Genomic DNA, 26125 nt, shown 5'->3' with positions numbered 1-26125 from the left:
TCGCGCTTCGCGCCCGTGCGCCTTTTTGGTTGTTCCAGCTACCACAAAGGCGCACGGGCGGCGGAGCCGCCTCAGCTCAGACGTTCGAGGACCATGGCCATGCCCTGCCCGCCGCCGACGCACATGGTCTCGACGCCGAACGTCTTGTCCTGCTCACGCAGGTTGTTGAGCAGGGTGTTGGTGATGCGAGCACCGGTCATCCCGAACGGGTGGCCCAGGGCGATGGCACCACCGGAGATGTTCAGCTTGTCCTCGTCGATCTTCAGCTCTCGGGCCGAACCGAGGACCTGCACCGCGAAGGCCTCGTTGATCTCGAACAGGTCGATGTCCGAAACACTCTTCCCGGCCAGCGCGAGCGCCTTCTTCACGGCCTCGATCGGGCCGAGACCCATGATCTCGGGCGACAGACCCGACACACCGGTCGACACGATCCGGGCCAGCGGAGTCAGGCCCAACTCCTTGGCCTTGGTGTCGGACATGATCACCAGGGCGGCGGCGCCGTCGTTGAGCGGGCACGCGTTACCGGCGGTCACGGTGCCGTCCGGCCGGAACACCGGCTTGAGCTGGCTGACGGCCTCGTAGGTGGTGCCGGCGCGCGGGCCGTCGTCGGTGCTGACGACGGTGCCGTCGGGAAGGGTGACCGGGGTGATCTCCCGCTCGAAGAACCCGTTTCTGATGGCCTCCTCAGCACGGTTATGGGACCGGACACCCCAGCGGTCCTGCTCCTCACGGCTGATGCCGGTGGCGGATGCCACGTTCTCGGCGGTCTGACCCATCGCGATGTAGACGTCGGGCAGCAGGTCGTCCTCACGCGGATCGGTCCAGGCGACGCCGCCCTCGGCGAGCTTGCCGGTCCGGGCCTGGGCGTCGGCGAACTTGGGGTTCTTCGTGTTGGGCAGACCGTCGGCGTTGCCGGTGACGAAGCTCGACACCGACTCGACACCGCCCGAGATGAAGACGTCGCCCTCGCCGGCCTTGATCGCGTGCAGCGCCATGCGGGTGGTCTGCAGCGAGGACGAACAGTACCGGTTGACGGTCACACCGGGCAGGAAGTCGTAGCCCAGCTGCACGGCGACGACGCGGGCGATGTTGAACCCGGACTGCCCGGCGGGCTGGCCGCACCCGAGGAGCAGGTCGTCGATCTCGGTGGGATCGAGTTCGGGGACCTTCGCCAGCGCCGCGGCAACCATCTGCGTCGTCAGATCATCCGGGCGGATCGACTTCAGTGAGCCCTTCATGGCCCGACCGATCGGTGAACGTACTGCAGAGACGATTACTGCCTCGGGCATCAATAACTCCTTTGTCAACTACAGGGTCAGAACTCAGTCGGACTACTGCGGACGTTTGACTCGACGAGCGTGTGGCGTGTTTGCGCTGAGGAGCGCGGTCCGCTGCAAGTGCGCAGGATCAGCTCAGCGCTAGGCCCTCATGGTCGAACGCCGGATCAACGTTCACTGGCGGGGGCCACCTCGTAGCGGTCGATGATCGATCCGTCACCGGCAAACGCTTCGGCGACCATCTGGTGGCCAAGGAACTGGGCGTCATCGGATTTGTACACACTCGCGCAGGCACCTTGGTCCCACTCGATGCTTCGCAAACTCTCGGCGATGGCTTCGTGGTTGGAGACCGTTCCCGCCTCCTCCATTGCTGCGGCGAGTAGGCGAACAGCGTCGTACACCTGGGTTGCGGACGCTGTGGGGGTCATGCCGTACCTGGCCTGGTACCCGGACGCGAACGTCCGTCCGATTGCGCTGTCTCCAATCGATGGCGCACATGGTGTGACCGCGTTCAGCGGGCGTCGTGCGGTGTCGTCCACGAGGTTGCCGGCCACGACGAGCGGACCCGAGTTACCAGAAATTACGGGGGTCTGAATTCCGTTCTGGTTCATTTGATTGAGTTGCAGTGCCAGGACATTGGGGAAGGTCCAGGAGAGGATGACATCCGAGTCACGCATATCGAGGATTGTTCCTGTGAGGTCTGTGGCTGTCGGCGGCACGTAGCGGACGGTGCCGAGTTCCAGGCCCGCCGCTTCAATGGCATCGATCGAGTTCGTTGTCGAGACGCGGCCGAATGTTTCGTCTGTGGCGACGATTCCGATTCGCTTTCCGCCGAGTTTGCGGGCAAGAGCAACTGCGTTGGTAGCTCGCGCGGTGTCATCGGGATTGATGGAAAAGAGCCATTCGCTTCCCGACTCCGCCCCGCGAGCGAGTTTGCCGTCGCTGCTGATGTGAACCATAGGGATTGCAGCCGCATCGACATCACGTGTGAGGGCCTCCAGTGATCCGCCGCCGGGGAACCCGATAATGGCACTCGGGTTCTCGTCGACCGCCTTGAGGTAGGCAGTTCGGGCAGCTTGGGGGTCCGTGACGGATGCGGGAATCCGTTCATATTTTAGAGGTTTTCCCAGTACGCCGCCCGATGCGTTGACGTCGTCGACTGCCATCTGGGCGCCGTTGTTGTAGTCGTTGAGCGCGTTCGGTGAGTCTCCCTTGATCTCGATGAGACCCACGATGGAGGCCTGATCCGAGCTTCCGGCGTCCGAGGTTTCGGCGCTGCACGAGACCATAGCCATGGTCACAGCAACGGCGGGTGCGAGCATCCAACTGCATCGGGTGATTCGGCGGACTCTATCTGCATTCATTGGCAGCTCTTCCTACTTCTCGGTCATCGGCGGCAATCGGTCCTCACCAACATCGCCGACGTCTATGTCTGTTTGTCCTAGGTAGCTGGCGAGAACAGCTTTTCGATCAGTCAGCGCGCTGGACTCACCGTTCATCACGACGCGACCTTCGGCTAGGACGTACCCTCGCCGCGCCAATGCCAAGGCATCGGAGGTGTTCTGCTCGACAACCAGAATCGTGGTCCGACCGGCAATTTCCCGCAATGCCCGGTAGACGGTCGCTACAACCGACGGCGCCAGGCCCAAGGATGGTTCGTCGAGAAGAAGCAGGCGAGGAGCCGCAACGAGGGCGCGTCCCAATGCGACCATCTGTTGTTCGCCCCCCGACAGTGCAAAACCTTGCCGCTTCCGCATGCGGGTCAACGCGGGAAAGAGGTCATAGACGTCGTCGTAGCTGTACAGCGCCGGTCTACTCCCCCGCGCATGGGCACCGATCTGCAGGTTCTCGTGCACCGAAAGCGTGGGGAAGACGTGTCGCCCCTCCGGTACGTGGATCAGTCCGACGCGGCTGAGGAACGCCGGCGGCCGATTATCGATCGTCTCACCATCGAACTCGATGGTTCCGTCGTACGGAACCAGTTGCGAGATGCTGCGCAGCAACGAGGATTTTCCTGCACCGTTCGGTCCGAGCAGGCAAACCACTTCGTTCTCCGCGATGCTCAGGTCGACACCGCGGATTGCGTGTGTGGCCGTGTAGTGAATATTGAGGTTCGAGATTTCAAGCATCTGGCGCCGCCCCAAGATACGCGTCGATGACCCGGCTGTCGGCCCATACTTCAGCTGGACTGCCCTGTGCGATAAGCCGGCCGATCTCGAGTACCAGCACTCGGTCACAGAGGGCATCGATGAAGTCGATCTTGTGGTCGACGACGATGATGGTCGTACCCTCCTGCCTGATCTGCATCAGAAGATCGCGCAGAGTCAGAGTCTCTGCGTCGTTGAGCCCGGCGCTCGGTTCGTCGAGCATGAGCACACGGGGACCGGCAGCAAGTGCGCGTGCCAATTCCAGTAGTCGCTGCTCACCGTAGGTGAGCTCGCGCGCGGCTCGATCCTCGGATCCAGCGAGCCCGACACGGGCAAGGTGGTGAAGGGCATCGTTCATGCGGATTGTTTCGGCGCGCCACATCCGTGACCGGTGGAACCATGCGGCAAAGAGGGACCGACCGTTGGTGTCGTCGGCTCCGAGCATCACGTTGTCCAGACAGCTCAGTTCTGGGCACAGTTGCGGAGATTGGAACACCCGTATCAACTTCGCGCGCCGGGCTTGTACCGGGTGCCCAAGGGTGATCTCGTTACCTGCGACACTCAGGCGACCGCCAGCTCGGACCACTCCGCTGAGAGCATTCAACAGGGTGGTCTTGCCACTGCCGTTTGGCCCAACCAGGCCTACGATCTCGTTCTGGGCAACCTCGAACGACACATCGTCGACGGCGACCACGCCACCGAAGCGGACGGACAGATTACGCGCACTCAGCTCCGTGGTTTTCGCAGTCATGATTCGACCGATCTGCTGATGATCCGCACACGGTGAGATTTGAGGGAGTCGACGATTCCGATGAGCCCGCTCGGGAAGACTAGGATGACGACCAGAAGCAGGACTCCGTAGAGGATGGACATGTACTGCTCGAGTCCGGCGAGCAACTCGGGGACGGCCACGTAAAAGGCCGCACCGATGAGGACCCCCCAATGCGACGCCAGTCCCCCGAGGATGACCATGAGGAACAACCCGATTCCGAGGTTCAGACCGAACGAATCGACTCCGATGAATCCTTGCCAGTGCGTGATCAATGCTCCTGCGAGTCCACCCACGGCAGAACCAGCAACGAAGGTCGTCATGCGCAGCGCATCAACGGGCACACCAAGGGTTTTTGATACCGTGGGCATATCACGAACTGCTGTGAGGTCACGGGTAAGCGGGGATCGTTTGACCCACACAGCGAGGAGAAGCAGCAGCGCCAACACTGACGCAAGCAGCCAGAACACCTGGCCGTCGGTTCTCAGTTCCTGCCCGAAGACGACCGGATAGCCGATTCCCGTGATGTTCCCATTCGTACCGGTGAACGACGATGTCTTGCCGAACAGCACTACCCCGATTTCAGTGACGGCCAGTGTGCCGAGCGCGAAGTAGAAATGCTCGGCACGCCAGAGAACTACTCCCACCGCGAAGGCGGCCACCGCTGTCACGACCATCGCGCCCAGCACGCACCCGAGAAACCCAACGCCGTTACGGTCGAAGAAGGCGGTGGTGTATCCACCCAGTGCCATCATGAATGTCTGGGAGAACGCGAACCTTCCCCCCAACGCGAAGATCCAGTAGAAGCCCAGCGCAGCAATCGAGTACACGAGCCACAAGTTCACAAGATTGGTCGAACTCCCCGTTGTGACAGCTTGTGACACAGCCAGTATCAGCAGCATCACCACGGCAAGAGTTGTGTACTGGCCTCGCTGACGCACGCTGCTTGCCACTCGCATCAATCGATCTGTCGTCACAAGCGCACTACCGTCCGACCGAGAAGACCCTGAGGTCGCAGCCCGAGAATGGCAAGCATCGCAATGTACGGCAGGATCGAAGCGTAGTCCTGAAGGACATAGCCGCCGATGAGGTACTGGATCGTCCCGATGAGCAACGACCCGAGGAGCACGCCCCACAAGTTGCCGAAGCCGCCGAGAACAGCCGCCGCGAACGCCGCCAGCATGATCGTAAACCCGAAATTCAGGTCGAGACTCGACAGGGGCGCTACCAATATCCCGGCCAGCGCCGCAAGCCCCGCAGACAAGCCCCACGCGACAAGGCTGATTCGGCCGGTGCGGACTCCATACATTTCCGCGGTCTCAGGGTCGCTCGCCAGGGCCGTCAGCTGACGACCGAAACTGCTGTAGCCGAATATGTACATCACTGCTGCGATGCACAGTAGCGCCACGACGAGGATGAGGATCCGTTGGCCGGCAATGGGTGCACCCAACACCGTTACGACCTGGCCGTCCGCTGGGGAGGGCAGTCGCTGCGGCGTGCTGCCCTGCCATAGTGAGATGAACGCACGGATCACCAGGGCTGCAGCCAGAGTGGCGATCAGGACGGTGAGATGTGGTCGGCGTCGCAGAGGGGCATACGCCAGTCGCTCGAGGCCCATACCGATAAGGAACATGATGCCAACCGCAAGCACGTATCCGACGACGGGAGTCGAGTCGAGGTCGGTAATGAACCAGAGCGCGATGTAACCGCTCAAGGTAATCAGGTCCCCGTGAGCGAAGTTGACTACGCCGGTCGCCTTGTACAGGACCAGGAATCCCAAGGCGGCCAAGGCAAGGACCGCGCCGTACGCGGCGGCGCTGAATGACAGCGCGACGAGAGTATCCACCTCACTCCTTACTTGAACAAGTGCTTGGTTGGTCAATGTAGGTGCTGCTTTTCTCAATGTCAACGCATCAACCGCTATAGACCCGTCCGTCAACCTCGCCGATTTGCTCTTTTTGGCAGTGACTGCCAGTATTTTACTCGTGCCTTCAACCGGACAGCGTGCTCGAAACGCGATGAGAACGCGGGAAGTCCTCGCCCAGACCGCCGTCGAACTATTCCTGCAGGACGGCTTCGATGCGATCACGGTCGAGCAGGTCGCCGCAGCGGCAAACGTGTCGCCCCGCACCACCTATCGCTACTTCCACACAAAGGAAGGCCTGGCACTGGCGCTTCTCGCAGACCTGGACAACCGCTTCCTGCAGATCGTCCAAGCCCGACCCCACGACGAAGCACCTCTGGAAAGTCTTCGGCATGCGTTGGCCGAAGCCTGGGCATGGCTGGAATCATCCGGCCAATCCGAGACTTACCTCGCACTGCAGGCTTTCGTCGAGTCCCACCCAGGACTGATGGCGGCGAACCTCCAGCGCGGCTACAACCAGGAAGAACTCCTGGTCGCGGCCTTGGAAACACGGCCGGTGTTCCGGTCCAGCGGTGACCTCGGACCGCGATTGGTCGTTGCGGCCTTCGCCGGCGCCTCGCGAGTCGCGGTCACGACGTGGCGCCGGTCGTCCGGCACCGTCCCAATGTTGATCAACACCCTCGACACGTGCATCGCCTCCCTGCTGCCGGCACTGCAGTCTGCGGGCGAACCCCCACACGTGCGCTGAACCAACCACCCTCAGAAGGAAACGCCCCGCGTGACTACCACGGGAAGTAAGCTCCCATCGCCAACCGTCTCCGAGCTGTCTGCGCGATCGAACCCATGGATCGCCATGGTTGCGATCGCACTCGGAGTCCTGATCGTCTCACTCGACGGCACCATTACAGCGGTCGCGAACCCCGTTCTCGCACTCGACCTCGGTGCCAGCCTGTCGGGCCTGCAGTGGATCACCAACATCTACCTACTGGCCATGGCAGCAACTCTGGTCCTCTCCGGAAAACTCGGCGATCGTTTCGGCCGACGCTCCGTATTCCTGACCGGCATTGTGGGATTCGGAATCACATCCGCGGGAATTGCGTTGTCACAGAGCGTCGGAATGGTGATCACGTCACGGCTGGGACAAGGACTATTCGGCGCCTTGATCGTCACCAACGCGCTCGCCCTCCTTCGCGCACTTTTCCCCCCGGAATCTCTGCCGAAAGCTCTAGCGTTATTTGCGTCGTTGATCGGCGCTTCCTCCGCTGCAGGCCCCCTCATTGGCGGTTTGCTCATCGAGCACACAAGTTGGCGGTGGGCGTTTCTCATCAATGTTCCCATCGCGGTGGTCTCTCTCGCTGTCGGGTTGAAGGTGCTTCCCGCTCGGAACTCGACCGGCGGCGACTCCACTCCCTTCGACCTGGCGGGTACCGCGCTACTCGCGGCAGCGCTGCTGCCGATCACTTACGGCCTGATCCAGGCGCCCGAAATCGGCTGGACCAACTGGCTGGTCATCGGACTATTGCTTGCGGGCATCGTCTCGGGAGTCGCATTCGTCTTCGCCGAACGTCGAGCTGTCGATCCGCTTATACCGATGCGGTTGTTCGCCGATCGCTCCATATCCCTCGGTGTCCTTCTGACCGTCATCTCCTTCTTCTCCCTGGTGGGTTCACTATTCTTCGTGCTCCTGTTTCTGCAGCAGATCAACGGAGACTCACCGATGGCCGCCGGCCTGCATATCTTGCCGATGAGCATCGCGAATGTCGTCGCGTCCAGCAGCTGCGGTTGGGTCATCAAGAACTACGGCCCCCGCCCTCCGCTATTCGCGGGAATGGTGTTCAGCGCACTAGGATTTGCGCTCTTCACAGGCGTGGAACCGCGCACTGGGTACCTAGCGCTTGCCATTCCCTTCACGGTCCTCGGACTCGGAGTCGGACTGGTCATGACCTCATCTGTGCAAGCCATCCTCGGCAACGCCGACGTCACTGATGCCGGCCCCGCGGCCGGGGTGCACCAAACATCGCTCCAGATCGGCGGCATCCTGGGAACGGCAGTCCTCGGCGCGGTGATGGCATCCGCAGTCGGGGCCAAATTCGGACCCGCCATGGACGACAATGGCATTCCATCCACAATCTCCGAAGAACTGTCGGGTGAAGCCGTGCGTTCGGTGGCGCAAGGTGCCACTCCTCTGCCCACACACGTCACTCCCGAGATACTCGCAGCCCTGCACAACGCGACGGAGACGACGTTTATGCACGGCATGCACACAACCATGTGGGTCGGTGCGATCATCTCGCTGCTCGGCGCTGCAATATCGGTCGGCGTCAGACGCGGGCGGGTGGTGGAGGGTTCGACAACCGTGCACTGACCACAGCATCAGCACGATCCACTGCGTGGAGAGAATTGTTGCGTCGAGGATCGTGCAAACAGAATGAGACGGAAGGCCGTGTGGTTGTCGCCGGGACCGCACGGCCTTCCAGCCCTTGTCGCTTCACGCAGCCCCTGCGTGTTCTCGTCAGCGTGCGCGGTGTGCGTGGTTCGTAACGAATTCACGCAGCTGGGTGCGGACGTGTGGTTCCAGGTGGCGTGCCGCCAATCCGTCGAGAATCTTGCCGAGTCTAGCCACGTAGCATGCGGGCGTCATCCCGAACTCGACCAGAAGATCCCCGCTGTTTCCTCCCCCGTAGGGGAGCCACCGACGGGCGTATTCGAGGATCCGGGCGTCTTCGATGATGGAATCGTTCATCATTGGGAGGCCTCCCTGACTGTCGAAATGAGCCTTGAATGAATTGCTTTCGCCTGTGCGTAGAGTCGGCCGGCCCGGTAGGAGGAGCGGACCAGCGGTCCGGCCATCACGCCGGCGAAGCCGATCTCTTCGGCGGTGGTGGAGTGCGCCACGAATTCCTCGGGCTTGACCCACCGCTCGACGGGGTGATGCCGCGGCGAGGGACGCAGGTACTGGGTGATGGTGATGATGTCGCAGCCGGCGTCGTGCAGGTCGTGCAACGCCTGGGTGACCTCGTCGGGGGTTTCGCCCATCCCCAGGATCAGGTTCGACTTGGTGACGAGTCCGTCTTCGCGGGCGGCGGTGATCACGTCGAGGCTGCGCTGGTAGCGGAAGGCGGGGCGGATGCGCTTGAAGATGCGGGGCACGGTTTCGACGTTGTGGGCGAGGACCTCGGGGCGGGTGGAGAACACCTCGGCGAGTTGCTCGGGTTTGGCGTTGAAATCCGGGATCAGTAGTTCGACGCCGGTGCCGGGATTGAGTTGGTGGATCAGGCGCACGGTTTCGGCGTAGAGCCAGGCGCCGCCGTCGGGGAGGTCGTCGCGGGCGACGCCGGTGATGGTCGAGTAGCGCAGGCCCATGGCCTGCACGGACTCGGCGACGCGGCGGGGTTCGTCGCGGTCGAGGTCGTCGGGTTTGCCGGTGTCGATCTGGCAGAAGTCGCAGCGGCGGGTGCATTGCTCGCCGCCGATGAGGAAGGTGGCCTCGCGGTCTTCCCAGCATTCGTAGATGTTGGGGCAGCCGGCTTCTTCGCAGACGGTGTGCAGGCCCTCTCGTTTGACGAGGCTCTTGAGCTCGGAGTATTCCGGGCCCATCTTCGCTCGCGTCTTGATCCAGTTCGGCTTGCGTTCGATCGGGGTCTCCGCATTCCGTACCTCGATGCGGAGCAGTTTCCGACCATCCGCGCTTGGCCTTTGATTCATTGCGTTCATCGCGTCAACCTGTACTTCCTCATGCCCGGCGTGCTTTACCTACAGCTCGCAGTGGAGAGAATGTTTCCCTCGATTGCTGCGATTCCCCGTGTCACCAATGGTGTGATCACTGCTTCTACCCCCGCGTGACCGACTGTGCCGCTGGGTGGTGATGGCCTGCCGGAGCCGCAGATTCGAGCGGCCACCACGAGGAATCCGAAAGCGTAGTACCACGACATTTCGGTGGAACCAGTCCGTAGACCGCTTCGTTCGCTATATCGCTCGATAAGCTGGTCGAACGAAGGATATCCGCGGTGAGCACTGGGGCACCCGAAGAGCCGATTGCTCACGCCATGTAGGCCTGACCAGAAGACCTGCGCGACACCGAGGTCGACGAACGGGTCGCCCACCGTCGCATGTCTCCAATCCAGAACGGCGGAAACACGAACGGCGTCGGCGAGCTGCCAGACGACATTGCGGAGTTGGTAGTCGCCATGGCGAAGGACGGATCGGCCAGATTTTGGGATAGTCGCTGCGAGGGAGTCGAACAGTTCCCGGAGATCGGGGCGCGCAGTGATCCCAGCTCTCTCGAGGCTTTCGTGCACCTGCGCAAGGTGAACCTCCAGACTCGCTTCGTCAGCGCAGAGTCGATCAAGGCCGGTCGCGTCTAGGTCGACACCATGAACCGAGGTCAATGAGTTGATGAATTGATACCCAAGGGCTTTCCGCAGGTGTACTGGAACCGCATCGAGCTCAATGTCCGTTCGAAGTACTGTCCCGGCGACTCTCCGAGCAAGGTAGTAACGAGATGCTCCTGTATCACGCTGAACGATCTCCGGTACAGGTACAACCTCCGCGTCACCGAGCGTTACTTGCACTCTGAGCTCTGTCTCGATGCCGTCGCGATCGTCGTCAGCACGGTGGAGGACCCAGTGCTGTCCTCCACCATCTACCGAGTAACCCCGACCGAGCCGAGAATCCATCGTGCTTCGCAGGCTGAGCATGGCACATTCGTCAAGATCACCTGACTCGATCAGACGGCGCCGAATCTCTTGCAGGTCGGCATCCGGGTACACAGCGCTTGCGACCGGTCTTCTCACGGATGCTGCCTTTCCATAATGAGTAATGTCTTGACGGAATTAGCGCGGCGACATGCGAAGGGCACCGTCCATGCGGAAGGTCTCACCGTTGAGGTAGTCGTGTTCGACAATCATCTGAGCGAGCTGCGCGTATTCGGCGGGCTGGCCGAGGCGTGAGGGGAACGGGACCCCGGCCTCGAGTCCCTTGCGGTACTCGTCGGTGACGCCGGCGAGCATCGGGGTATCGATGATGCCGGGGGCGATGGTGTTGACGCGGATGCCGAACTGGGCGAGGTCGCGGGCGGCGGGGACGGTCATGCCGTGGACGCCACCCTTGGACGCGGAGTAGGCGATCTGGCCGATCTGGCCTTCGAACGCGGCGACGGACGCGGTGTTGATGATGACGCCGCGCTGCCCGGACTCGTCGACGGTGTCCGTCTTGGAGATGGCGTCGGCGGCCAGTCGCATGACGTTGAACGTGCCGAGCAGGTTGACGGTGATGACCGTGCGGAACAGCTCGAGGTCGTGGGGACCCTTCTTCGACAGGATGCGGCCCGCCCAGCCGACACCGGCACAGTTGACCACGATGCGCAGCGGCAGTCCCGATTCGACGATCTTCTCGACTGCGGCCTGGACCTCGTCGCCGCTGGTGACGTCGGTGGAGAGGAGGGTCACGCCGTCCGGGACGGTGTCGCCGGCGCGCTCGATGGACTGCTGCAGGTCCAGTCCGAAGACGGTGGCTCCGGCGTCGACGAGGCGCTTGGCGGTGGCGGCACCGAGGCCCGACGCCGCTCCCGTGACCAGTGCGGCGGAATCTACGATATTCACAGTGCTTCTCCTGCTCGGAAATGGGGAGGATGCGTTCTTTGCTTTCAGCCGGTGCTAATTCGGTGCTGCGCTGCGTGGCGACTCGAGGATTATGGCGATTCCCTGCCCACCGCCTCCGCACAGCGCGGCAGCTCCTAGACCGCCTCCTCGGCGCCGAAGTGCATGCATGAGGGTGAGAGTCACTCTGGCGCCCGACATGCCGACTGGATGACCGAGGGCGATCGCACCGCCATTGACGTTGACCACCTCATCGGTGATTCCGAGGTCGCGCATGGATGCGATCGCGACGCTTGCGAATGCCTCGTTGACTTCAATGAGATCGATGTCTGTCAGGGCGATTGCCTTGCTTCGTCGGATCGCTTCGGCGATGGCGTTCGAAGGCTGGTGCAGTAGCGAGGTGTCTGGGCCCGCGACCAGCGCGTGTGATCTGATCTCGGCCAGCCACTCGATGTTTCGCGCCTGAGCTACCTCTTTTCGCATGATGACCAATGCGCAAGCGCCATCAGATAATTGAGATGAGGATCCTGCCGTTGTGGTGCCGTCCGAGGCGAAGGCCGGACTCAGGCGTGCGAGTGACTCCAGCGTGGTGTCCGGCCGAATCCCTTCGTCGGCTGTAATCGTAGTGTTTCCCCGCCGTGATGAAATTTCGACGGGGACGATCTCAGCTGCGAAGGTGGAGTTCGCCGTCGCCGCTGCGGCACGCCGGTGTGATTGTGCAGCAAAGGCATCGAGCTCGACTCGGGTGAACGATTCCGCTGCTTGGTACCGCTCTGTCGCCGCGCCCATGGACGTTTGATCGAACGCACAGGTCAACGCGTCGCGATCCAAGGCATCTTCGAGAGAGTGCGGGCCATAGCGGTAGCCTTGGCGCGCGCCCCGCGCGAGGTAGGGGGCGTTGGACATCGATTCCATACCGCCGGCAACGACGACATCAGCGTCTCCCGAACGGATCAGGTGGTCGGCAGAAATGATGGCTTGCAACCCCGAAAGGCACAGGTTGTTCACGGTGGTCGCGGGCACGGTCATCGGTAGCCCCGCGGCCACTGCGGATTGCCTCGCGGGGTTCGGGCCCACCCCAGCTTGCACCACGGTGCCCATGATGACGCTGTCGACGTTGTTGGCGGCGACCCCGGCGCGCTGGACAGCAGCGGCGATGGCACGTGAACCGAGTTCCACTGCCGTGAGTGGGCTCAGAGCTCCACCAAGTTTCCCGATCGGGGTGCGAGCACCGGCGACGATGACACTTGCGGACACTACGGATCTCCTCGGTATCAGGCTGGTTGTTCGGACTGGATGGCGTGCTTGCGAAGTTCGCGGGTGGCCAGCACCATGCGGTGAACCTCGTCGGCACCATCGATGAAGCGCATGGTGCGGGCCTGGGCCCAGAGCATCGCCAACGGATGATCCTGTGTCATCCCACCGGCACCGTGGACTTGGATCGCCTTGTCGAGGACCCAGCCGACCGCGTCGGGGGCCGCGACTTTGATCGCGGAGATCTCGGTTCGCGCCTCCCGTGCACCCACGGTGTCGATCAGCCACGCAGTTCGGAGAACGAACAGCCGAAGCTGATCGATCTTGACGCGTGACTCCGCGATCCAATGCTGAATGATTCCCTGGTCAGCGAGTCGTTTGCCGAACGCGGTCCGCTCGTTCGCTCTGCGGCACATCAACTCGATGGCCCGCTCGGCCATTCCGATCATGCGCATGCAGTGGTGAATCCGGCCGGGACCGAGGCGGGCCTGCGCGAGTGCCTGTCCGCGCCCTCGTTCACCGAGCAGGTTCTTCTTGGGAACACGAACGTCCTCGAACTGGACTTCCGCATGCCCACCGTGGGCCCCGTGCGTGAAGCCGAACATCGACAGTCCCCGAACGAAGGTCACGCCCGGCGTGTCTCGGGGCACGAGTACCAGACTGTGTTGCGAGCGAGGATCCGCGTCCGGGTCGGACACGCCCATCACGACCAGAAGCTGACAGTCACTGCTCATGGCTCCGGTCGACCACCACTTTCGGCCGTCGATCTTCCAGTGATCGCCCTCGTCAGTGATGGTCGTGGTCAGATTCGACGGATCCGATGATGAGACGTCGGGCTCGGTCATGCAATAGGCAGATCGGATGGTGCCGTCGAGTAGGGGCTCGAGCCACCGTTGCTGCTGCTCGTCGGTGCCGAACAGGCTGAGCAGTTCCATGTTTCCGGTGTCGGGGGGATTGCAGTTGAATGCTTCCGGAGCCACCTCCGGACTCCACCCCGTCAGTTCGGCGATCGGGGCGTACTGGAGGTTCGACAGTCCGGCGCCCCGCGGATCATGTGGGAGGAACAAGTTCCACAGGCCCCGCGCTTTGGCTTCCTTCTTCAGGTCCGCCATGATCGCCGGTCGTTCCCACTGCCGGTCCCCGGCGGCGGGATCGTCGTGGAAGTGCTTTTCGGCGGGGAAGACGAACTCTTCCATGAATGCCGAGACCCGATCGCACATCTGCTGGGTGGTCGAGTCGAAGGTGAACTCCATGTCAGTCCTAAGTCCTTGTATTCGCGGTCGGGGGCGGTAGGTCAGGGAAGGGCCGCGAAGCCCCGCTCCGCGAGCGGCTGAACCATCGAACCGATGTCGTCGAACCCATCCCCCACCGTCTCGCCGTTGACGAAGCGAAGGTGGATGCCCTCCAAGATGACGGCCATCTTGTAGAAAGCGAAGCTCGAGTACCAGCTCAACTCGCTGACATCGAATCCGGTAGTCCGTGTGTAGCGCTCGACGAGGTCGTCGAAGGAGGGGTATCCGGTGTGCGTCGACGGGGTGCCGGCAATGGGGTTGGTGATGCCCTCCCACCCCGACCAGAACAGATGCACCAGGCCGAGATCGGTAAGGGGGTCACCGAGAGTGGACATCTCCCAGTCGAGCACGGCGGCGATCGTCGGCTGCTCGCCGAACCGCGCAATCATGTTGTCGAAACGGAAGTCACCGTGGACGATCGACGCCTCGGAATGCTGCGGCAGCCGATCGCCGAGCCGCCTTCCCAGCTCTTCGAGCACCGGCAGCTCTCTGGATTTCGACGCGGCGAGTTGCTTCCGCCAGCGTCGCACCTGCCGCTCGAGGAAGCCCGCCGGCCGACCGAACGTGGTCAGGCCGAGCGAGTCGTAGTCGCGAGTGTGCAGCGCCGAGAGGCAGTCGATGTACTGGTAGGACAGTGCCGCGCGTTGGGTCGGCTCGACCTCACTGAAGTCGCTGTCCGTTCGAAGGACCTCGCCCTCGATCTTGTCCATGATGTAGAAGCTTCCCCCCGCATCCGGTGCGGCATCGTCGGCGTACACGATGCGAGGAACCGGAACAGGGCTGTTGGCCAGTGCCCGCTGCACGGCGACCTCACGCTGCATATCGTGTGCCGTTTCGAGGCGGTGCCCGATCGGCGGCCGGCGCAGAATCCACTTCCGGGTCGGGCTGGCGAGCTCGAACGTCAAGTTCGATCGCCCACCGGCGAGGAGACGTACGGCAAGTTCGTCGGAGGAATCCAGTTCGAAGAGTTCCTCGAGTTTGCTCCGCACGTGGGCGAGATTGAAGGGCGCGGATCGCGCGATCTCATCGACCTGGTTCATAGGTTCCTCAATATCGTTACAAATAGGGGTGTCAGGGATTGGGGACGATGCCCGTGCCGGCGGGAAGCTCGTTCCGAACGAGGATCTTCACGTGGTCGATCGTGCCCGCGGTGGGCCGCAGCGCCGCGAACACATCGTGAACCGCATCGAGGCTGGCGTACCCGGTCACCATGAGAGATGGGTCGAACCGTCCGGTGACGACGTGGTCGAACGTCCGCTCGAACGCTTCGTAGGTCTGTTCGCCTCGTCCGGGCCCACCGACGAACTCGAGCGAGACATTCTTCAGAATTCCGGTGACTGGGCGGATTGTCTCCGGGCGCATCGCCGAGCCGACGATCATGATCCGCGTGTACTTCGGTGCGGAGGTCATCAGCTGTCGGAGAATGTCCTTGGCGCCGGAGGCTTCGAAAACGAACGTCTCGGTCGCGGGGGCGATTTCGTTTCTCAGCGCCTCCATCGGGTCCATCTGCAATGGGTCGACTGCCACATCGGCGCCATAGGCGAGCGCAAGCTCTCGGCGCCGAGCAGACGGATCCGATGCAACGATCGGGTGTATTCCACGCACCGCGAGTTCGATGACCGATCCGAGCCCAACCGGACCGCAGCCAGTCACCACTGCAGCCGCCCCTGGCCGAATTCCAGAGCGCAGCACCGCGTTGACGCCTGTGGCGAGCGGCTCGGTCACAGCCGCCGTGACGGGATCGATGCCCTCCGGGATCTTCAGATGCCCGCCCGCTTGAACCACTGTTCTTTCGGCGAGAGCTCCCGGAGAGGTATCGCAGTAGCCCACCGTGTGGGTCGTGCCATCGGCCGTCACAATCCACGGGAGAGCGACGATGAGGTCGCCGACTTCGTAGCCGGTGACGTCGGGGCCGAGCTCGAGTATCCGGGCTGTGAATTCGTGGCCCAGTACGACGTCGCGGAGCGGATCGAACACTTCTCCGAGAACGTCGGCCTCGAGATGTGCTGCGAGAAAGTCGTCAGTGTGCTGCCATGCCGACAAGTCGCTGCCACACACACCTGCCGCGAGGGGCTCGACGAGAAGCTGGCCGGGGCCGGCTACCGGTTCTGCGACGTCAGTCGCGATGATGGTCCCCTGCCGAAGAACGACAGCCTTCATCGGTCCACTCCTACCACGTCACTGTTAACCATCAGCCCTCCGAAGGCCAATTCTCGAGCGTCTTCTGGACACTGATCAGGGCACGCAATGCCTCGGCACCGTCAAAGGCACGGTGGTCGAAGGTCAGCCCCAGGCGAGCGATCGGGCGAATGGTCAATAGCTCGGAGGTGCCGTCCGCGCTTCTGCGTGCGACGGGTGTGCGGACGATTGCCGGCACACCGAGCGAGGCAACCTGAGGCTTCGTGAGAATGGGGGTCGACACGACCCCGCCGACGCTGCCGGAGTTGCTGATGGTGATCGTTCCGCCGGCGAGATCTTCCGGTCGTCCTGCGCCGTTCGCGAGAGCGGCGCTCGTCCTGGCAATGGCATCGGCCAGCTCAGCAAGTGACAAGGACTGCGCGTCACGAATAACCGGCACCAGAAGGCCGTCCGGCGTGTCTACGGCGATGCCCAGGTTGACTGTCTGCCATTGCAGAAGGTGGGTATCCGTGAAGGTGGCGTTGACGACAGGGTGCTCAGCAATTGCCCGGCAGAGGGCAGTGGCAATGAAGGGAAGGTAGCTGAGCTTGGCTTCGCCGCGCGCGGCTCGATCACGATTCAGCTTGGCGCGGGCAACACCGACCGCGGAGAAGTCGACATCGACCTGAGCGGTGAGCTGGGGTGCGGTGTTCCACGATTCCGTGAGATTCTTGGCGATCGCGCGCCGCAGCCTGGTGTGCTCCGTTGCCGAGTACGCGACGTCCTCATATCCTGCAGGCACTGTAAGTACTGATTTTTGCGACTGGAGAAATCCACTCTTGCTTGCGAGTTCACCTGCGGACCGGTCATCCTGAGCTGCTGCCAGGACGCCTCGGCGTGCCCCTGCAGGCGGCCGGTTGACCGGTGAGAACCATGATGCAGCGAGAACGAGGGAGTCGGTCGGGGGCTTCGATTCTTCGAATACCACCGCCGGGGTGCCCTGTGAGCCGGTCACCGGGGCCGCCGCTGTCGCCGGCGAAGGTGAGGCGGCCGGCGACGGCGCAACTGCGACATCGCCACCTTGTTCGCCGCTCGCGGCCGCGATCGCGCGGGCCACCTGGTCCGGGTCACTGCCGACCGGGGCGAATCGTGCGATGACGTCGCCCACCGGAACTTCTTGCTCAACCGCTGCGACGTAGCTGATCAAGATACCCGATTGGGGTGACTCCACTTCGGTGTCGACCTTGTCGGTCGATACCTCACACAAGGCATCGCCTTCGTTGACTTCCTCGCCCGGCTTGATCAACCATTCGGTCAGTAGGGCGAATTCCACGGAACCCATGTGGGGCATGTGGATATCGGTAAGTTCGAGCATAGTGAGAACGTCCTCGTTTTCGAAAGGTCAGTCGCGGACTAAGTGTCGGGCCGTCTCGACGATGTCGGAGACACTCGGGAAGCAGTGATCCTCGAGGAATCGGCTCGCGGGAATCGGTGCGTCGACTGAACCGAGCCGCGCAATCGGTGCTTCGAGCCAGTAGAAGCACCGCTCCTGGATCAGCGCCGCGATCTCGGCACCCGGACCAGCCGTTCGGGGGGCTTCGTGCACGATCATCGCCCGACCTGTCTTGACAACAGAGTTGATGATCGTCTCGCGGTCGAGAGGCACCAACGTCTGGAGGTCGACGACCTCGAGCTCAATTCCTTCCGATGCCAGTACCGTCGCAGCTTCCAGTGCCCGAGGCACCATGCAGCCGTAGCTGATGACGCTGACCGTGGATCCCTCGCGGGCGATGGTGGCCTTGCCCAGGGGCAACACGTACTCCGGATCGGTGAACACCTCACCGCGCTTGAAGTTGAGCTGCTTGCTCGGGTAGTAGAGCACCGGGTTGGGGTCGCGGATCGCCGCCTTGAGGAGCGCCTTCGCGTTTGCGGGGTTGGACGGTACCACTGCCTTCAGGCCCGGAAAGTGCATCGGCAGCATTTCCATGGATCCCGAATGTTCAGGGCCCGCACCGCCGCTCGGCCCGATCGGCATGATGATGACGGCGGGCAGCTCGAACTGACCACCGTGCATGTGCCGCCACTTTCCGAGCTTCTGGAAAATTTCGTCGCCGGCGATCAAGCTGAAATCTGCGAATCCAAGCTGGACGATCGGCCGCATGCCGGTCATCGCTGCTCCGGCGGCCGCGCCGACCATGAACGCTTCGGTGATTCCGGTGTTCCGGATCCGGCCCAGCCCGAACTCTTCGACGAGGCCACGGGTGCCCCCGAAAAAGCCTCCGGAAGCAATGTCCTGCCCCATGAGGAAAACCGAGTCGTCACGCCGCATCTCTTCAGCGATTGCGGCGCCCTGTGCGGCCTCGTAGCTGAGAACGGTCGTAGATCCGGGAGCGTTGGCGGGTGCGGGTGTAGTGGTGGTCATGCGAACACGTCCTTGAGAATGACGGAGGGATCAGGCAGCGGAGCGGCTTCGGCTTCGAGTAGCGCTTGCGCCACCTCGGACTTCGCGTCTGCGATGATTCGATCGGCCGTGGCCGAGTCGATACGTTTACGCATGACTTCGAGCGGATCCGTGTAGGTGGTGAGGAAGTCGGCAGGCCGATACTTCTGGGCGTCTCCTTCCCAATGGCCCCCGACGCGGGTGACTACAGCTTCGATCAGGGAGGGCCCGTTGCCGGCCCGAGCCCTGTCGATCGCGTCCTTGACGGCAAGATAGACCTCGACGGCATCATGGCCGTCTACGCGGACTCCCGGGATGCCGTATGCGGATGCGCGCTCGGCGATCGTCTTGGTCGGGCTCACGGACTCGAAAGTGGTCGACACGGAGATCCCGTTGTTCTCGCAGAAGTAGACCAAGGGCAGGCGCCATCGCGCGGCTTCGAGCAGGCTCTCGTGGAAGGTGCCGCGCGCGGCTGTCCCGTCACCGAAGTCCGCGAGGGCGATCTGATCGGTTCCGCGCATCTGCGCCGAGAGGGCCGCGCCGGCCGCTACCGGATAAACCGATCCCAGTGTTGCGCCTTCGCCCATGATTCCGAGGGCCGGATCGGCCCAGTGGGGCACGCCGGCGCCTTTACCGCCGGTCGAGCCGGTCGTCTTGCCGAGGAGATCGCCGATGATCGGTGCGAGACCCATTCCCTTTGCGAGCGGCCACGTCGCTCCTCGGCCTTGGTAGAAGAGGTAGTCGTCGGGTGCCATCGCCGCGACAGCGCCCGCCACGGCTCCTTCCTGGCCCTTGCCTGGATGCCAGAATCCCGCGAAGCCGTGGTCCCGAATGTGCACGGATACCGCGTCCTCGACGGCGCGGGCTCGGGCGATGACGGTGAACATTTCCAGCAGCAATTCCGTGCTCACCGACGGTGATACCGAAGCTTCCGGCCGGTGCTGGCTGTGCGGCGACGCCATCGTGGCCTCCTTTGCGTAGTTCGTGAGAGATACCGGATTGCTGGCACCTCGTGTTGTCTCGACACATCACGCCCAAGGACGCCTGTGTCTGCAGTCACAGAACAGAGTAAGTGGATCGAGTGATTCAATCAAGTGCGGAATTTCTTGTGATCACCGCGGCCGCCACTCGCGCATACCAAAAAATGCGCGCGAACTGCGGCAATACCGTCATGTGGATCACGCGATATGATCACCTCGCTCACCCAACGAAAGGCGAAACCGTGCCTCGAACCAGCCCTCGCGATGGGGCAGCAACCCGGCGTGCACTCATCGACGCGGCGACCAAACTGTTTGCCTCAGAGGGCGTCGAGAAAGTGTCCATCCGGGCCATCAACGCCGAAGCGGGGCTCGGAGCGGCGTCGGCTCACTATCACTTCGGATCCAAGGATGCGATCCTCGATGCTGTCCTGATCGACGCCGGCGCCGACGTGCTCGCTCACATTCACGCGCTCACGACGGCCATGGTCGACTCGGGGGCAACACCAAATGCCAAGCAGATCGTCAATCTCCTCGCAGTCCCATATCGGAAGTACCTCGGAGAAGATCCCGACAAGGGAGTGCGGTGGCTGACCATCTGCGGCCAACTGAGCTTGGCGAACGACCCGCGCCTGTTTCCGGTCGAAGACGACACCGCGAAGTTGCTTCGCAAGTTGCTCGAACGCGCATACCCGCACGCAGACGACAACAGCCTCGAACTCAACTGGTCCCTGACGGTCAACACCCTCATCGTGATGGCCGCCCGATGGTCCGACGCCAGCGGTGCCCAATCACGCGCCCTGTCGGATGAGAAGTTCGACGTGCTTGTCGACTTCGTGGCCGGCGGGCTGGAGGCCCTGATGAGCGACGGTAGGGCCTGAGCCGTTCGCCTGCCGGCTCTTCGTACGAACTGGCGGCTGGTCGAGAGCGCGGGAAGCGCGACCTGCTCCTGCATTCCCCTTAGCTGCGCACCACTGCGAGACGACAGAGGGTCCCGCACGGTCTGTTTAGTGGATCACTTGACAGAATCGGTCGCTCCATTTTACTGTGCCTCACATCACAAGCTCGAGCGACGCTGATCCCTCGACCGCTGCGCACTCCCCCGCGCATCAGCGTCCCACCTTTCCCGTCAGAGAAATGCAGGAAGCAAATGACCGCTACACCCACGGACGGTGCGTCGCAGGAGACGCTCGATAATGACACGATGTTGCCACCTGAAGGCGTCGGACACAGATCGACTGCTGGATGGATCGGCGTGCTCGTCATCCTGGTACTTCTCTCGGAAGAAGTTGCCTACGCATTCAATCTGGTCACGCCAGCCCTGCCGAACATGGCAGCAACGTTCCAGACGCCCGATATAGCCTGGGTATCAACACTATTCACACTGACCGGTGCGATCAGCGCCCCGCTCGTGGGTAAGCTTGCCGACCGCGACGGCAAGAAGAAGTGGCTGCTCATCACGACCGGATGTATGGCAGTCGGGTCACTGATCGTCGCTCTTGCCCCGACATTCCCCATCGTGTTGATCGGGCGCGCTGTCGAAGGCTTCGGCCTTGCCATCGTCCCCATCGTCTACTCGCTGATGCGTGACATCTTCCCGAAGCGAATGCTCGCCGTTGCCGTCAGTCTGGCAACAGCCGGCATCGGCGTCACCACAATCACCGGACCGATCTTCGCCGGACTGCTCATCGACAACTTCGGCTACCAGGGCGTCTTCTTCGCGCTCGCAATCTTCCCCCTGATCATCGGCGCCCTGGTCCTCCTCGTCGTCCCCGAGTCCCCGATCCGTGTCCCCACCCGAATCGACTGGACCGGCGGCTTACTGCTCGGCGCAACCATCGCTGTCGTTCTGTTCGGAATCGGCGAGGGAGGCACATGGGGTTGGACGTCGTGGAAAACCCTGTCGTGTGGCGCACTTGCAATAGCGGTGTTCATCGTGTGGATTCAGCAAGCCAAGCGGTCCGACCACCCGCTGATCGACCTGTCGGTCCTGCGCGGCCGCCCCATCGTCACCACCTTGATCACCCAGTTCACCGGCCAAGCTGTCATTGCCTTGCAGTTCGTCCTGCTGTCGTTCATCGTGCAAACCCCCATCGCACTCGGGCTGACATACGGACTCGGCGAGACCGCCGGTTTCATGGCTCGGATCACCACCCCTGCAGGTGTCGCCTCTGTGTTGATGGGTCTCCTCGTCGGGTATCTCGCCGAACGTCGTGGCGCGCGCCTGCCGAACTGGATCGGATTCGCCTTGATGGCTGCTGGTTCCCTGGTCCTCGCGTTTTCGCACAAGGAGTTCGTCCCCATCCTTGCCGGCTACCTCATCTACGCATTCGGCGGAGGTCTGATCAGCGCGGCAATTCCCAACCTCGTCATCGCCGCGACACCGGTGCGACTTCAGGCAGTTACCGCCAGCACCGTCAACGTGGTCGGATCGTTGGGAAGCGCTGTTGCAGTGCAGATCGGATTCGCGATATTGGCCCTCAATGTCGCCACGGTGATCGACGGATCGCCAATCTACGGTGGCAGCGGCTTCACAACGGTGTACATCCTTGCGGCCGCGCTCGCGGTAATCGGCCTCGTCGCAACGCTACTCATGCCTCACGGTCGCAAACCGCAATCCACGGAAGCGCTGACCTGAGGCGGTCGACCCACGGTCGTGCGGAACTCCGGCGAGCTTCCGCACGACCGGCGTCGTCGTATCCTCATTGTTTCATCCACGAAATCCGAACAAGAGTTGCAGGATCAGATCACCCGTGACCTCACACTATGACGTCGTTGTCCTCGGAGCCGGTCCCGGTGGGTACGTCGCTGCTATCCGCGCGGCACAGCTGGGATTGAGTACCGCCATCATCGAGCAGAAGTATTGGGGTGGTGTGTGCCTGAACGTGGGCTGCATCCCCTCGAAGGCTCTTCTCCGTAACGCCGAGCTTGCGCATCTCTTCACGAAAGAGGCCAAGCTGTTCGGCATCACCGGTGAAGCGTCCTTCGACTTCGGCGCCGCCTACGACCGCAGCCGCAAGGTCGCGGAGGGGCGCGTCAAGGGCATCCACTTCTTGATGAAGAAGAACAAGATTCCCGAGTACGACGGCAAGGGCACCTTCACCGACGCCAACACCATCGAGGTCGCACTGACCAAGGGTGGCACCGAGACGGTGACGTTCGACAACGCCATCATCGCGACCGGTTCGACCACCAAGTTGCTGCCGGGTACCTCGCTGAGCGAGAACGTCGTCACCTACGAAGAGCAGATCATGACCCGGGATCTGCCGGGATCGATCCTCATCGTCGGGGCCGGGGCGATCGGCATGGAGTTCGGTTACGTCCTGAAGAACTACGGCGTGGACGTCACCATCGTCGAGTTCCTCGACCGGGCGCTGCCCAACGAAGACGCGGACATCTCCAAGGAAATCGAGAAGCAGTACAAAAAGCTCGGCGTCAAGGTCAGAACCGGCGCGGCGGTGCAGAGCATCGACGACGACGGCAGCAAGGTCACCGTCTCGATCAAGGACAACAAGAGCGGCGAGATCGAGACCGTCGTGGTCGACAAGGTGATGCAGTCGGTCGGCTTCGCTCCCCGCGTGGAGGGCTTCGGCCTCGAGAAAACCGGTGTCCAGCTCACCGATCGCGGTGCCATCGGGATCACCGACACGATGGCGACGTCGGTGCCGCACATCTACGCGATCGGTGACGTGACGATGAAGCTGCAGCTCGCCCACGTGGCCGAGGCGCAGGGTGTGGTGGCGGCCGAGACGATCGCCGGCGCCGAGACGCTGCCGATCGAGGACTACCGGATGATGCCGCGCGCCACGTTCTGCCAGCCGCAGGTGGCCAGCTTCGGTCTCACCGAGCAGCAGGCGAAGGACGAGGGCTACGACATCAAGGTGGCGAACTTCCCGTTCGCCGCCAACGGCAAGGCGCACGGCCTCGGTGACTCCACCGGCTTCGTCAAGCTGATCTCCGACACCAAGTACGGCGAGCTGCTCGGCGGCCACCTCATCGGCCCCGACGTCTCCGAGTTGCTGCCCGAGCTGACCCTCGCGCAGAAGTGGGACCTCACCGTCAACGAGCTGGCCCGCAACGTGCACACCCACCCCACCCTGAGCGAAGCCCTGCAGGAGGCCATCCACGGCCTCGCCGGGCACATGATCAACTTCTGATCCTCGACACGACACGAGGCCCGCACAGATCCTGTGCGGGCTTTTCGTCGTTGCGGACAAAGTCATCGTTGTCGTTGTAGGATACCAAGCAATCGCTTGCTTTACTGTCGCTTCGCAAGTCGTGCCCCGTGAGCTGAGCACGAGAGATGAACAGGACGATCATGCCCGCACCAATTCCGATGAAGCTTCCCGCCCCGACTGCCGAAGCTTGGGAGTGGCAACTACAGGCCCAGTGCCGCGGAGCGAATGCCGCGCTCTTCTTCCACCCGGATAACGAACGGGGCCGCGAGCGTTCAGCCCGGGCGAAGGCAGCGAAACAGGTCTGCGCACGATGCCCAGTCCAAGTTCGATGCAGGACACACGCCATCGAGGCCGGAGAGCACTACGGCACGTGGGGTGGTATGTCGGAGGATGATCGTAAGGGGTACCGCCGCCGGTCTGCGATTATGCGCGAAAGCCACGACAGTCCGCTCATCGCGGGCTGACCGTCATATCGGACGAATCCAGCATCGGGCTGCAGTCGGCACTTTCACGAGAGACCGCACGACAGTCCGGATCCCTCGTCTCTGCGGAGGTGAGAGACGTCCGCCATTTCTGCTAAGTCAACTCGAACACGGGGACGGCCCCGAACCCTTCGACCTCTTCGAACCGAACCTCTACCGGAGCGTCGATCACTACGCGAGAGGTGACGCAGTCACCCATAATTTCACTGAAAACCCTGAGGCTGCTTTGCTCCGGAAGGGCAATCCAGCCGACAACGTAGGGCGTCACGTCCTGGTAGCCTGGGACGAAGCTCCGATGGACCACCGTGAAGGTTTCGATGCGTCCGCTTCCGCTCACTTCGTCGAAGGTGAGGTCCGTTCCACCGCACCGCGTGCATTCGGGCTCGGGGTGATGGATGAAGGTTCCGCACGTACGGCACCGCTGAATTCGGAGACGTCTTTCATTGCAACCTTCCCAGAACGGACGGGCGAGTTCGCTAGGTTCCGGTGCTATACGGGTCCACATAAGACTATCCTTTCAAGCAAGCGCTTGGTTAACAAGGGGAGAAAATGACGCGGCAAACATTCGCCGGGGCAACGGCCGTAAGTGGAATCGGTATGACGGACATATCCCGCCGCAGTGGGGTCAGTCCCCTCCAACTGGCACTGGCAGCGAGTCGCTCCGCCATTCAGGATGCAGGCCTCGACGTCTCCGATATCGATGGAGTCCTGTGCTACCACATGGCCGACTCCGCACCGGTAAATTCCGTGGCAGAGCATCTCGGCCTGCCACCCGAGATCTGGACGAATGAAGTCTACGGCGGTGGGACGCAGTCGGCGTCAATCCTCGGCGATGCCGCAATGTTGATTCGCTCCGGCACAGCAACAAACGTGCTCGTTTTCCGCGCTTTGAACGGCCGATCCGGAAAGCGCATGGGCCAGGCATCGATTCGGGTTGCCGGCGGCGAAACGCAGTTCACCATCCCATTCGGGATGGCGGGGCCTGTCAATCTGTTTGCGTTGGCGGCCACCCGCTGGATGCACGACTCGGGCGCCACCGAGGAGGATCTCGCCTCGGTAGTCTGCCAATCGAGGCAGTTGGCCGCGTCGAACCCGCGCGCACTGGTGCGCGCCCCCATCACCTGGGACGAATACCTCGCCAGTCCGCTCGTGTCGACCCCATTACGCCGTGCAGACTGCTGCCAGGAAACCGACGCCGGTGCTGCACTGATTGTCAGTAGGGTGGATATCGCCGACTCCGTGAGACCGAACAGTCCCCGCATCGCCACCGTGGTGCGGGGCGGTGGCGTTGGTTCGTCGAGCATGGACAAGGCGGATGATCTCTCCGCCATCTTTTCACGATTTGTGGCTCGCAAGTTGTGGAAGCTATCCGGCCTTCGCCCCGTCGATGTCGATGTGGCGATGCTCTACGACGCTTACTCCCCCATCGTCCTTCAGCAGCTCGAAGACCTCGGCTTCTGTGGCGTCGGAGAGAGCGGGGAACTTGTGCGCTCGGGCAGCACCCTTCCGAGCGGTTCGCTGCCGGTCAACCCTCATGGTGGATTGCTCTCGGAAGGGTACGTGCACGGCCTCAACAATGTGCTGGAAGCCGTACGACAACTGCGGGGAACTGCGTCGTCTCAGGTCGAATCACCGCATGTCGCCTTGTGCACAGGCTTCGGAGGAAGCTATGGAAGTGCCACTATTCTCGAGAGCCCCTAGTCGACACATCACCGGAGATGGCTGACTTT

General features: G+C 62.5%; 25 protein-coding genes and 1 pseudogene. 7 read left to right on the top strand and 19 right to left on the bottom strand.

Annotation, left to right across the window (positions count from 1 at the left end; all coding sequences use genetic code 11):
- Positions 1-71: 71 nt before the first annotated feature.
- From GFS60_RS09610 to GFS60_RS09585, 6 genes are all read right to left on the bottom strand, one after another.
- Positions 72-1289 carry an acetyl-CoA C-acetyltransferase gene (locus tag GFS60_RS09610; protein WP_159920734.1) on the bottom strand — a complete coding sequence of 406 codons (1218 nt, stop codon included), beginning with the start codon at positions 1287-1289 and terminating at the stop codon, positions 72-74.
- Positions 1290-1444: 155 nt separating this feature from the next.
- Positions 1445-2641, bottom strand: coding sequence for an ABC transporter substrate-binding protein (locus GFS60_RS09605; RefSeq protein ID WP_159920732.1), 1197 nt, complete (start codon positions 2639-2641; stop codon positions 1445-1447).
- 12 nt (positions 2642-2653) lie between these two features.
- Complete coding sequence (locus GFS60_RS09600; RefSeq protein ID WP_201453539.1) at positions 2654-3421, bottom strand: ABC transporter ATP-binding protein; 768 nt, start codon at positions 3419-3421, stop codon at positions 2654-2656.
- Positions 3399-4175, bottom strand: a complete 777-nt coding sequence (locus GFS60_RS09595) for an ABC transporter ATP-binding protein (RefSeq protein WP_159927020.1) — start codon at positions 4173-4175, stop codon at positions 3399-3401. The genes GFS60_RS09600 and GFS60_RS09595 overlap by 23 nt, the downstream gene beginning before the upstream one ends.
- Entirely contained in the window at positions 4172-5038 is an 867-nt protein-coding gene (locus GFS60_RS09590; protein ID WP_159920730.1) for a branched-chain amino acid ABC transporter permease, read from the bottom strand. Before GFS60_RS09590 ends, GFS60_RS09595 begins: the two co-directional genes overlap by 4 nt.
- 128 nt (positions 5039-5166) lie before the next feature.
- Positions 5167-6039: a branched-chain amino acid ABC transporter permease gene (locus tag GFS60_RS09585; RefSeq protein ID WP_159920728.1), complete on the bottom strand. Its 873-nt coding sequence runs from the start codon at positions 6037-6039 to the stop codon at positions 5167-5169.
- 172 nt (positions 6040-6211) lie between these two features.
- Between GFS60_RS09585 and GFS60_RS09580 the strand changes: the two genes are divergently transcribed.
- Together GFS60_RS09580 and GFS60_RS09575 are read left to right on the top strand one after the other, a co-directional pair.
- Positions 6212-6805, top strand: coding sequence for a TetR/AcrR family transcriptional regulator (locus GFS60_RS09580; protein WP_159920726.1), 594 nt, complete (start codon positions 6212-6214; stop codon positions 6803-6805).
- 105 nt (positions 6806-6910) lie between these two features.
- The gene (locus GFS60_RS09575) at positions 6911-8422 is read left to right on the top strand and encodes an MFS transporter (protein ID WP_159920724.1); all 1512 of its coding nucleotides are present in this window, start codon (positions 6911-6913) and stop codon (positions 8420-8422) included.
- A gap of 147 nt (positions 8423-8569) precedes the next feature.
- Here GFS60_RS09575 and GFS60_RS09570 read toward each other — a convergent pair whose 3' ends face one another.
- From GFS60_RS09570 to GFS60_RS09520, 11 genes are all read right to left on the bottom strand, one after another.
- On the bottom strand, positions 8570-8803 hold the full coding sequence (locus GFS60_RS09570; protein ID WP_159920722.1) for a DUF3263 domain-containing protein: 234 nt from the start codon (positions 8801-8803) through the stop codon (positions 8570-8572).
- Entirely contained in the window at positions 8800-9762 is a 963-nt protein-coding gene (lipA, locus tag GFS60_RS09565) for a lipoyl synthase (RefSeq protein ID WP_201453538.1), read from the bottom strand. The genes GFS60_RS09570 and lipA overlap by 4 nt, the downstream gene beginning before the upstream one ends.
- Positions 9763-9806: 44 nt before the next feature.
- A complete protein-coding gene (locus tag GFS60_RS40340) occupies positions 9807-10733 on the bottom strand; it encodes a phosphotransferase family protein (protein WP_159920720.1) in 927 nt (308 codons plus the stop codon).
- Between the two features lie 156 nt (positions 10734-10889).
- Positions 10890-11657 carry an SDR family NAD(P)-dependent oxidoreductase gene (locus tag GFS60_RS09555; RefSeq protein WP_159920718.1) on the bottom strand — a complete coding sequence of 256 codons (768 nt, stop codon included), beginning with the start codon at positions 11655-11657 and terminating at the stop codon, positions 10890-10892.
- 54 nt (positions 11658-11711) lie between these two features.
- Entirely contained in the window at positions 11712-12911 is a 1200-nt protein-coding gene (locus tag GFS60_RS09550; RefSeq protein ID WP_159920716.1) for an acetyl-CoA C-acyltransferase, read from the bottom strand.
- Positions 12912-12928: 17 nt separating this feature from the next.
- Positions 12929-14161 carry an acyl-CoA dehydrogenase family protein gene (locus tag GFS60_RS09545; RefSeq protein WP_159920714.1) on the bottom strand — a complete coding sequence of 411 codons (1233 nt, stop codon included), beginning with the start codon at positions 14159-14161 and terminating at the stop codon, positions 12929-12931.
- A gap of 41 nt (positions 14162-14202) precedes the next feature.
- Positions 14203-15240, bottom strand: a complete 1038-nt coding sequence (locus tag GFS60_RS09540; RefSeq protein WP_159920712.1) for a phosphotransferase family protein — start codon at positions 15238-15240, stop codon at positions 14203-14205.
- A gap of 31 nt (positions 15241-15271) precedes the next feature.
- The gene (locus GFS60_RS09535) at positions 15272-16360 is read right to left on the bottom strand and encodes an alcohol dehydrogenase catalytic domain-containing protein (RefSeq protein WP_159920710.1); all 1089 of its coding nucleotides are present in this window, start codon (positions 16358-16360) and stop codon (positions 15272-15274) included.
- A gap of 31 nt (positions 16361-16391) precedes the next feature.
- Complete coding sequence (locus tag GFS60_RS09530) at positions 16392-17693, bottom strand: dihydrolipoamide acetyltransferase family protein (RefSeq protein WP_159920708.1); 1302 nt, start codon at positions 17691-17693, stop codon at positions 16392-16394.
- Positions 17694-17720: 27 nt separating this feature from the next.
- Positions 17721-18740 carry an alpha-ketoacid dehydrogenase subunit beta gene (locus GFS60_RS09525; RefSeq protein WP_159920706.1) on the bottom strand — a complete coding sequence of 340 codons (1020 nt, stop codon included), beginning with the start codon at positions 18738-18740 and terminating at the stop codon, positions 17721-17723.
- On the bottom strand, positions 18737-19720 hold the full coding sequence (locus tag GFS60_RS09520; protein ID WP_159920704.1) for a thiamine pyrophosphate-dependent dehydrogenase E1 component subunit alpha: 984 nt from the start codon (positions 19718-19720) through the stop codon (positions 18737-18739). Before GFS60_RS09520 ends, GFS60_RS09525 begins: the two co-directional genes overlap by 4 nt.
- A gap of 260 nt (positions 19721-19980) precedes the next feature.
- On the opposite strand from GFS60_RS09520, the gene GFS60_RS09515 reads away from it, so the two are divergent.
- The 4 genes from GFS60_RS09515 (at position 19981) to GFS60_RS09500 (ending at position 24377) form a co-directional block, all read left to right on the top strand.
- Complete coding sequence (locus tag GFS60_RS09515; protein WP_159920702.1) at positions 19981-20616, top strand: TetR/AcrR family transcriptional regulator; 636 nt, start codon at positions 19981-19983, stop codon at positions 20614-20616.
- A gap of 269 nt (positions 20617-20885) precedes the next feature.
- Entirely contained in the window at positions 20886-22373 is a 1488-nt protein-coding gene (locus GFS60_RS09510) for an MFS transporter (RefSeq protein WP_236603420.1), read from the top strand.
- Positions 22374-22488: 115 nt separating this feature from the next.
- Complete coding sequence (lpdA, locus tag GFS60_RS09505; RefSeq protein ID WP_159920700.1) at positions 22489-23892, top strand: dihydrolipoyl dehydrogenase; 1404 nt, start codon at positions 22489-22491, stop codon at positions 23890-23892.
- A 146-nt stretch (positions 23893-24038) separates the two neighbouring features.
- A complete protein-coding gene (locus tag GFS60_RS09500; RefSeq protein ID WP_328799825.1) occupies positions 24039-24377 on the top strand; it encodes a WhiB family transcriptional regulator in 339 nt (112 codons plus the stop codon).
- A 112-nt stretch (positions 24378-24489) separates the two neighbouring features.
- Here the strand turns inward: GFS60_RS09500 and GFS60_RS39060 are convergent, their stop codons facing one another.
- Both GFS60_RS39060 and GFS60_RS40335 read right to left on the bottom strand, forming a co-directional pair.
- Complete coding sequence (locus GFS60_RS39060; protein ID WP_236603419.1) at positions 24490-24732, bottom strand: Zn-ribbon domain-containing OB-fold protein; 243 nt, start codon at positions 24730-24732, stop codon at positions 24490-24492.
- A 24-nt stretch (positions 24733-24756) separates the two neighbouring features.
- Positions 24757-24900 (bottom strand): annotated as a pseudogene (locus GFS60_RS40335) (zinc ribbon domain-containing protein); the annotation flags it as partial.
- Between the two features lie 215 nt (positions 24901-25115).
- Between GFS60_RS40335 and GFS60_RS09490 the strand changes: the two are divergent.
- Positions 25116-26096, top strand: coding sequence for a thiolase C-terminal domain-containing protein (locus tag GFS60_RS09490; protein WP_236603418.1), 981 nt, complete (start codon positions 25116-25118; stop codon positions 26094-26096).
- The last annotated feature ends 29 nt before the right edge of the window (positions 26097-26125 follow it).

Origin of the sequence: Rhodococcus sp. WAY2, assembly GCF_009859915.1 — a bacterium.
Classification (GTDB): Bacteria; Actinomycetota; Actinomycetes; order Mycobacteriales; family Mycobacteriaceae; genus Rhodococcus_F; species Rhodococcus_F oxybenzonivorans.
Note: the sequence above shows the minus strand (reverse complement) of the source record. Positions and strands in the feature narration are given on the sequence as shown.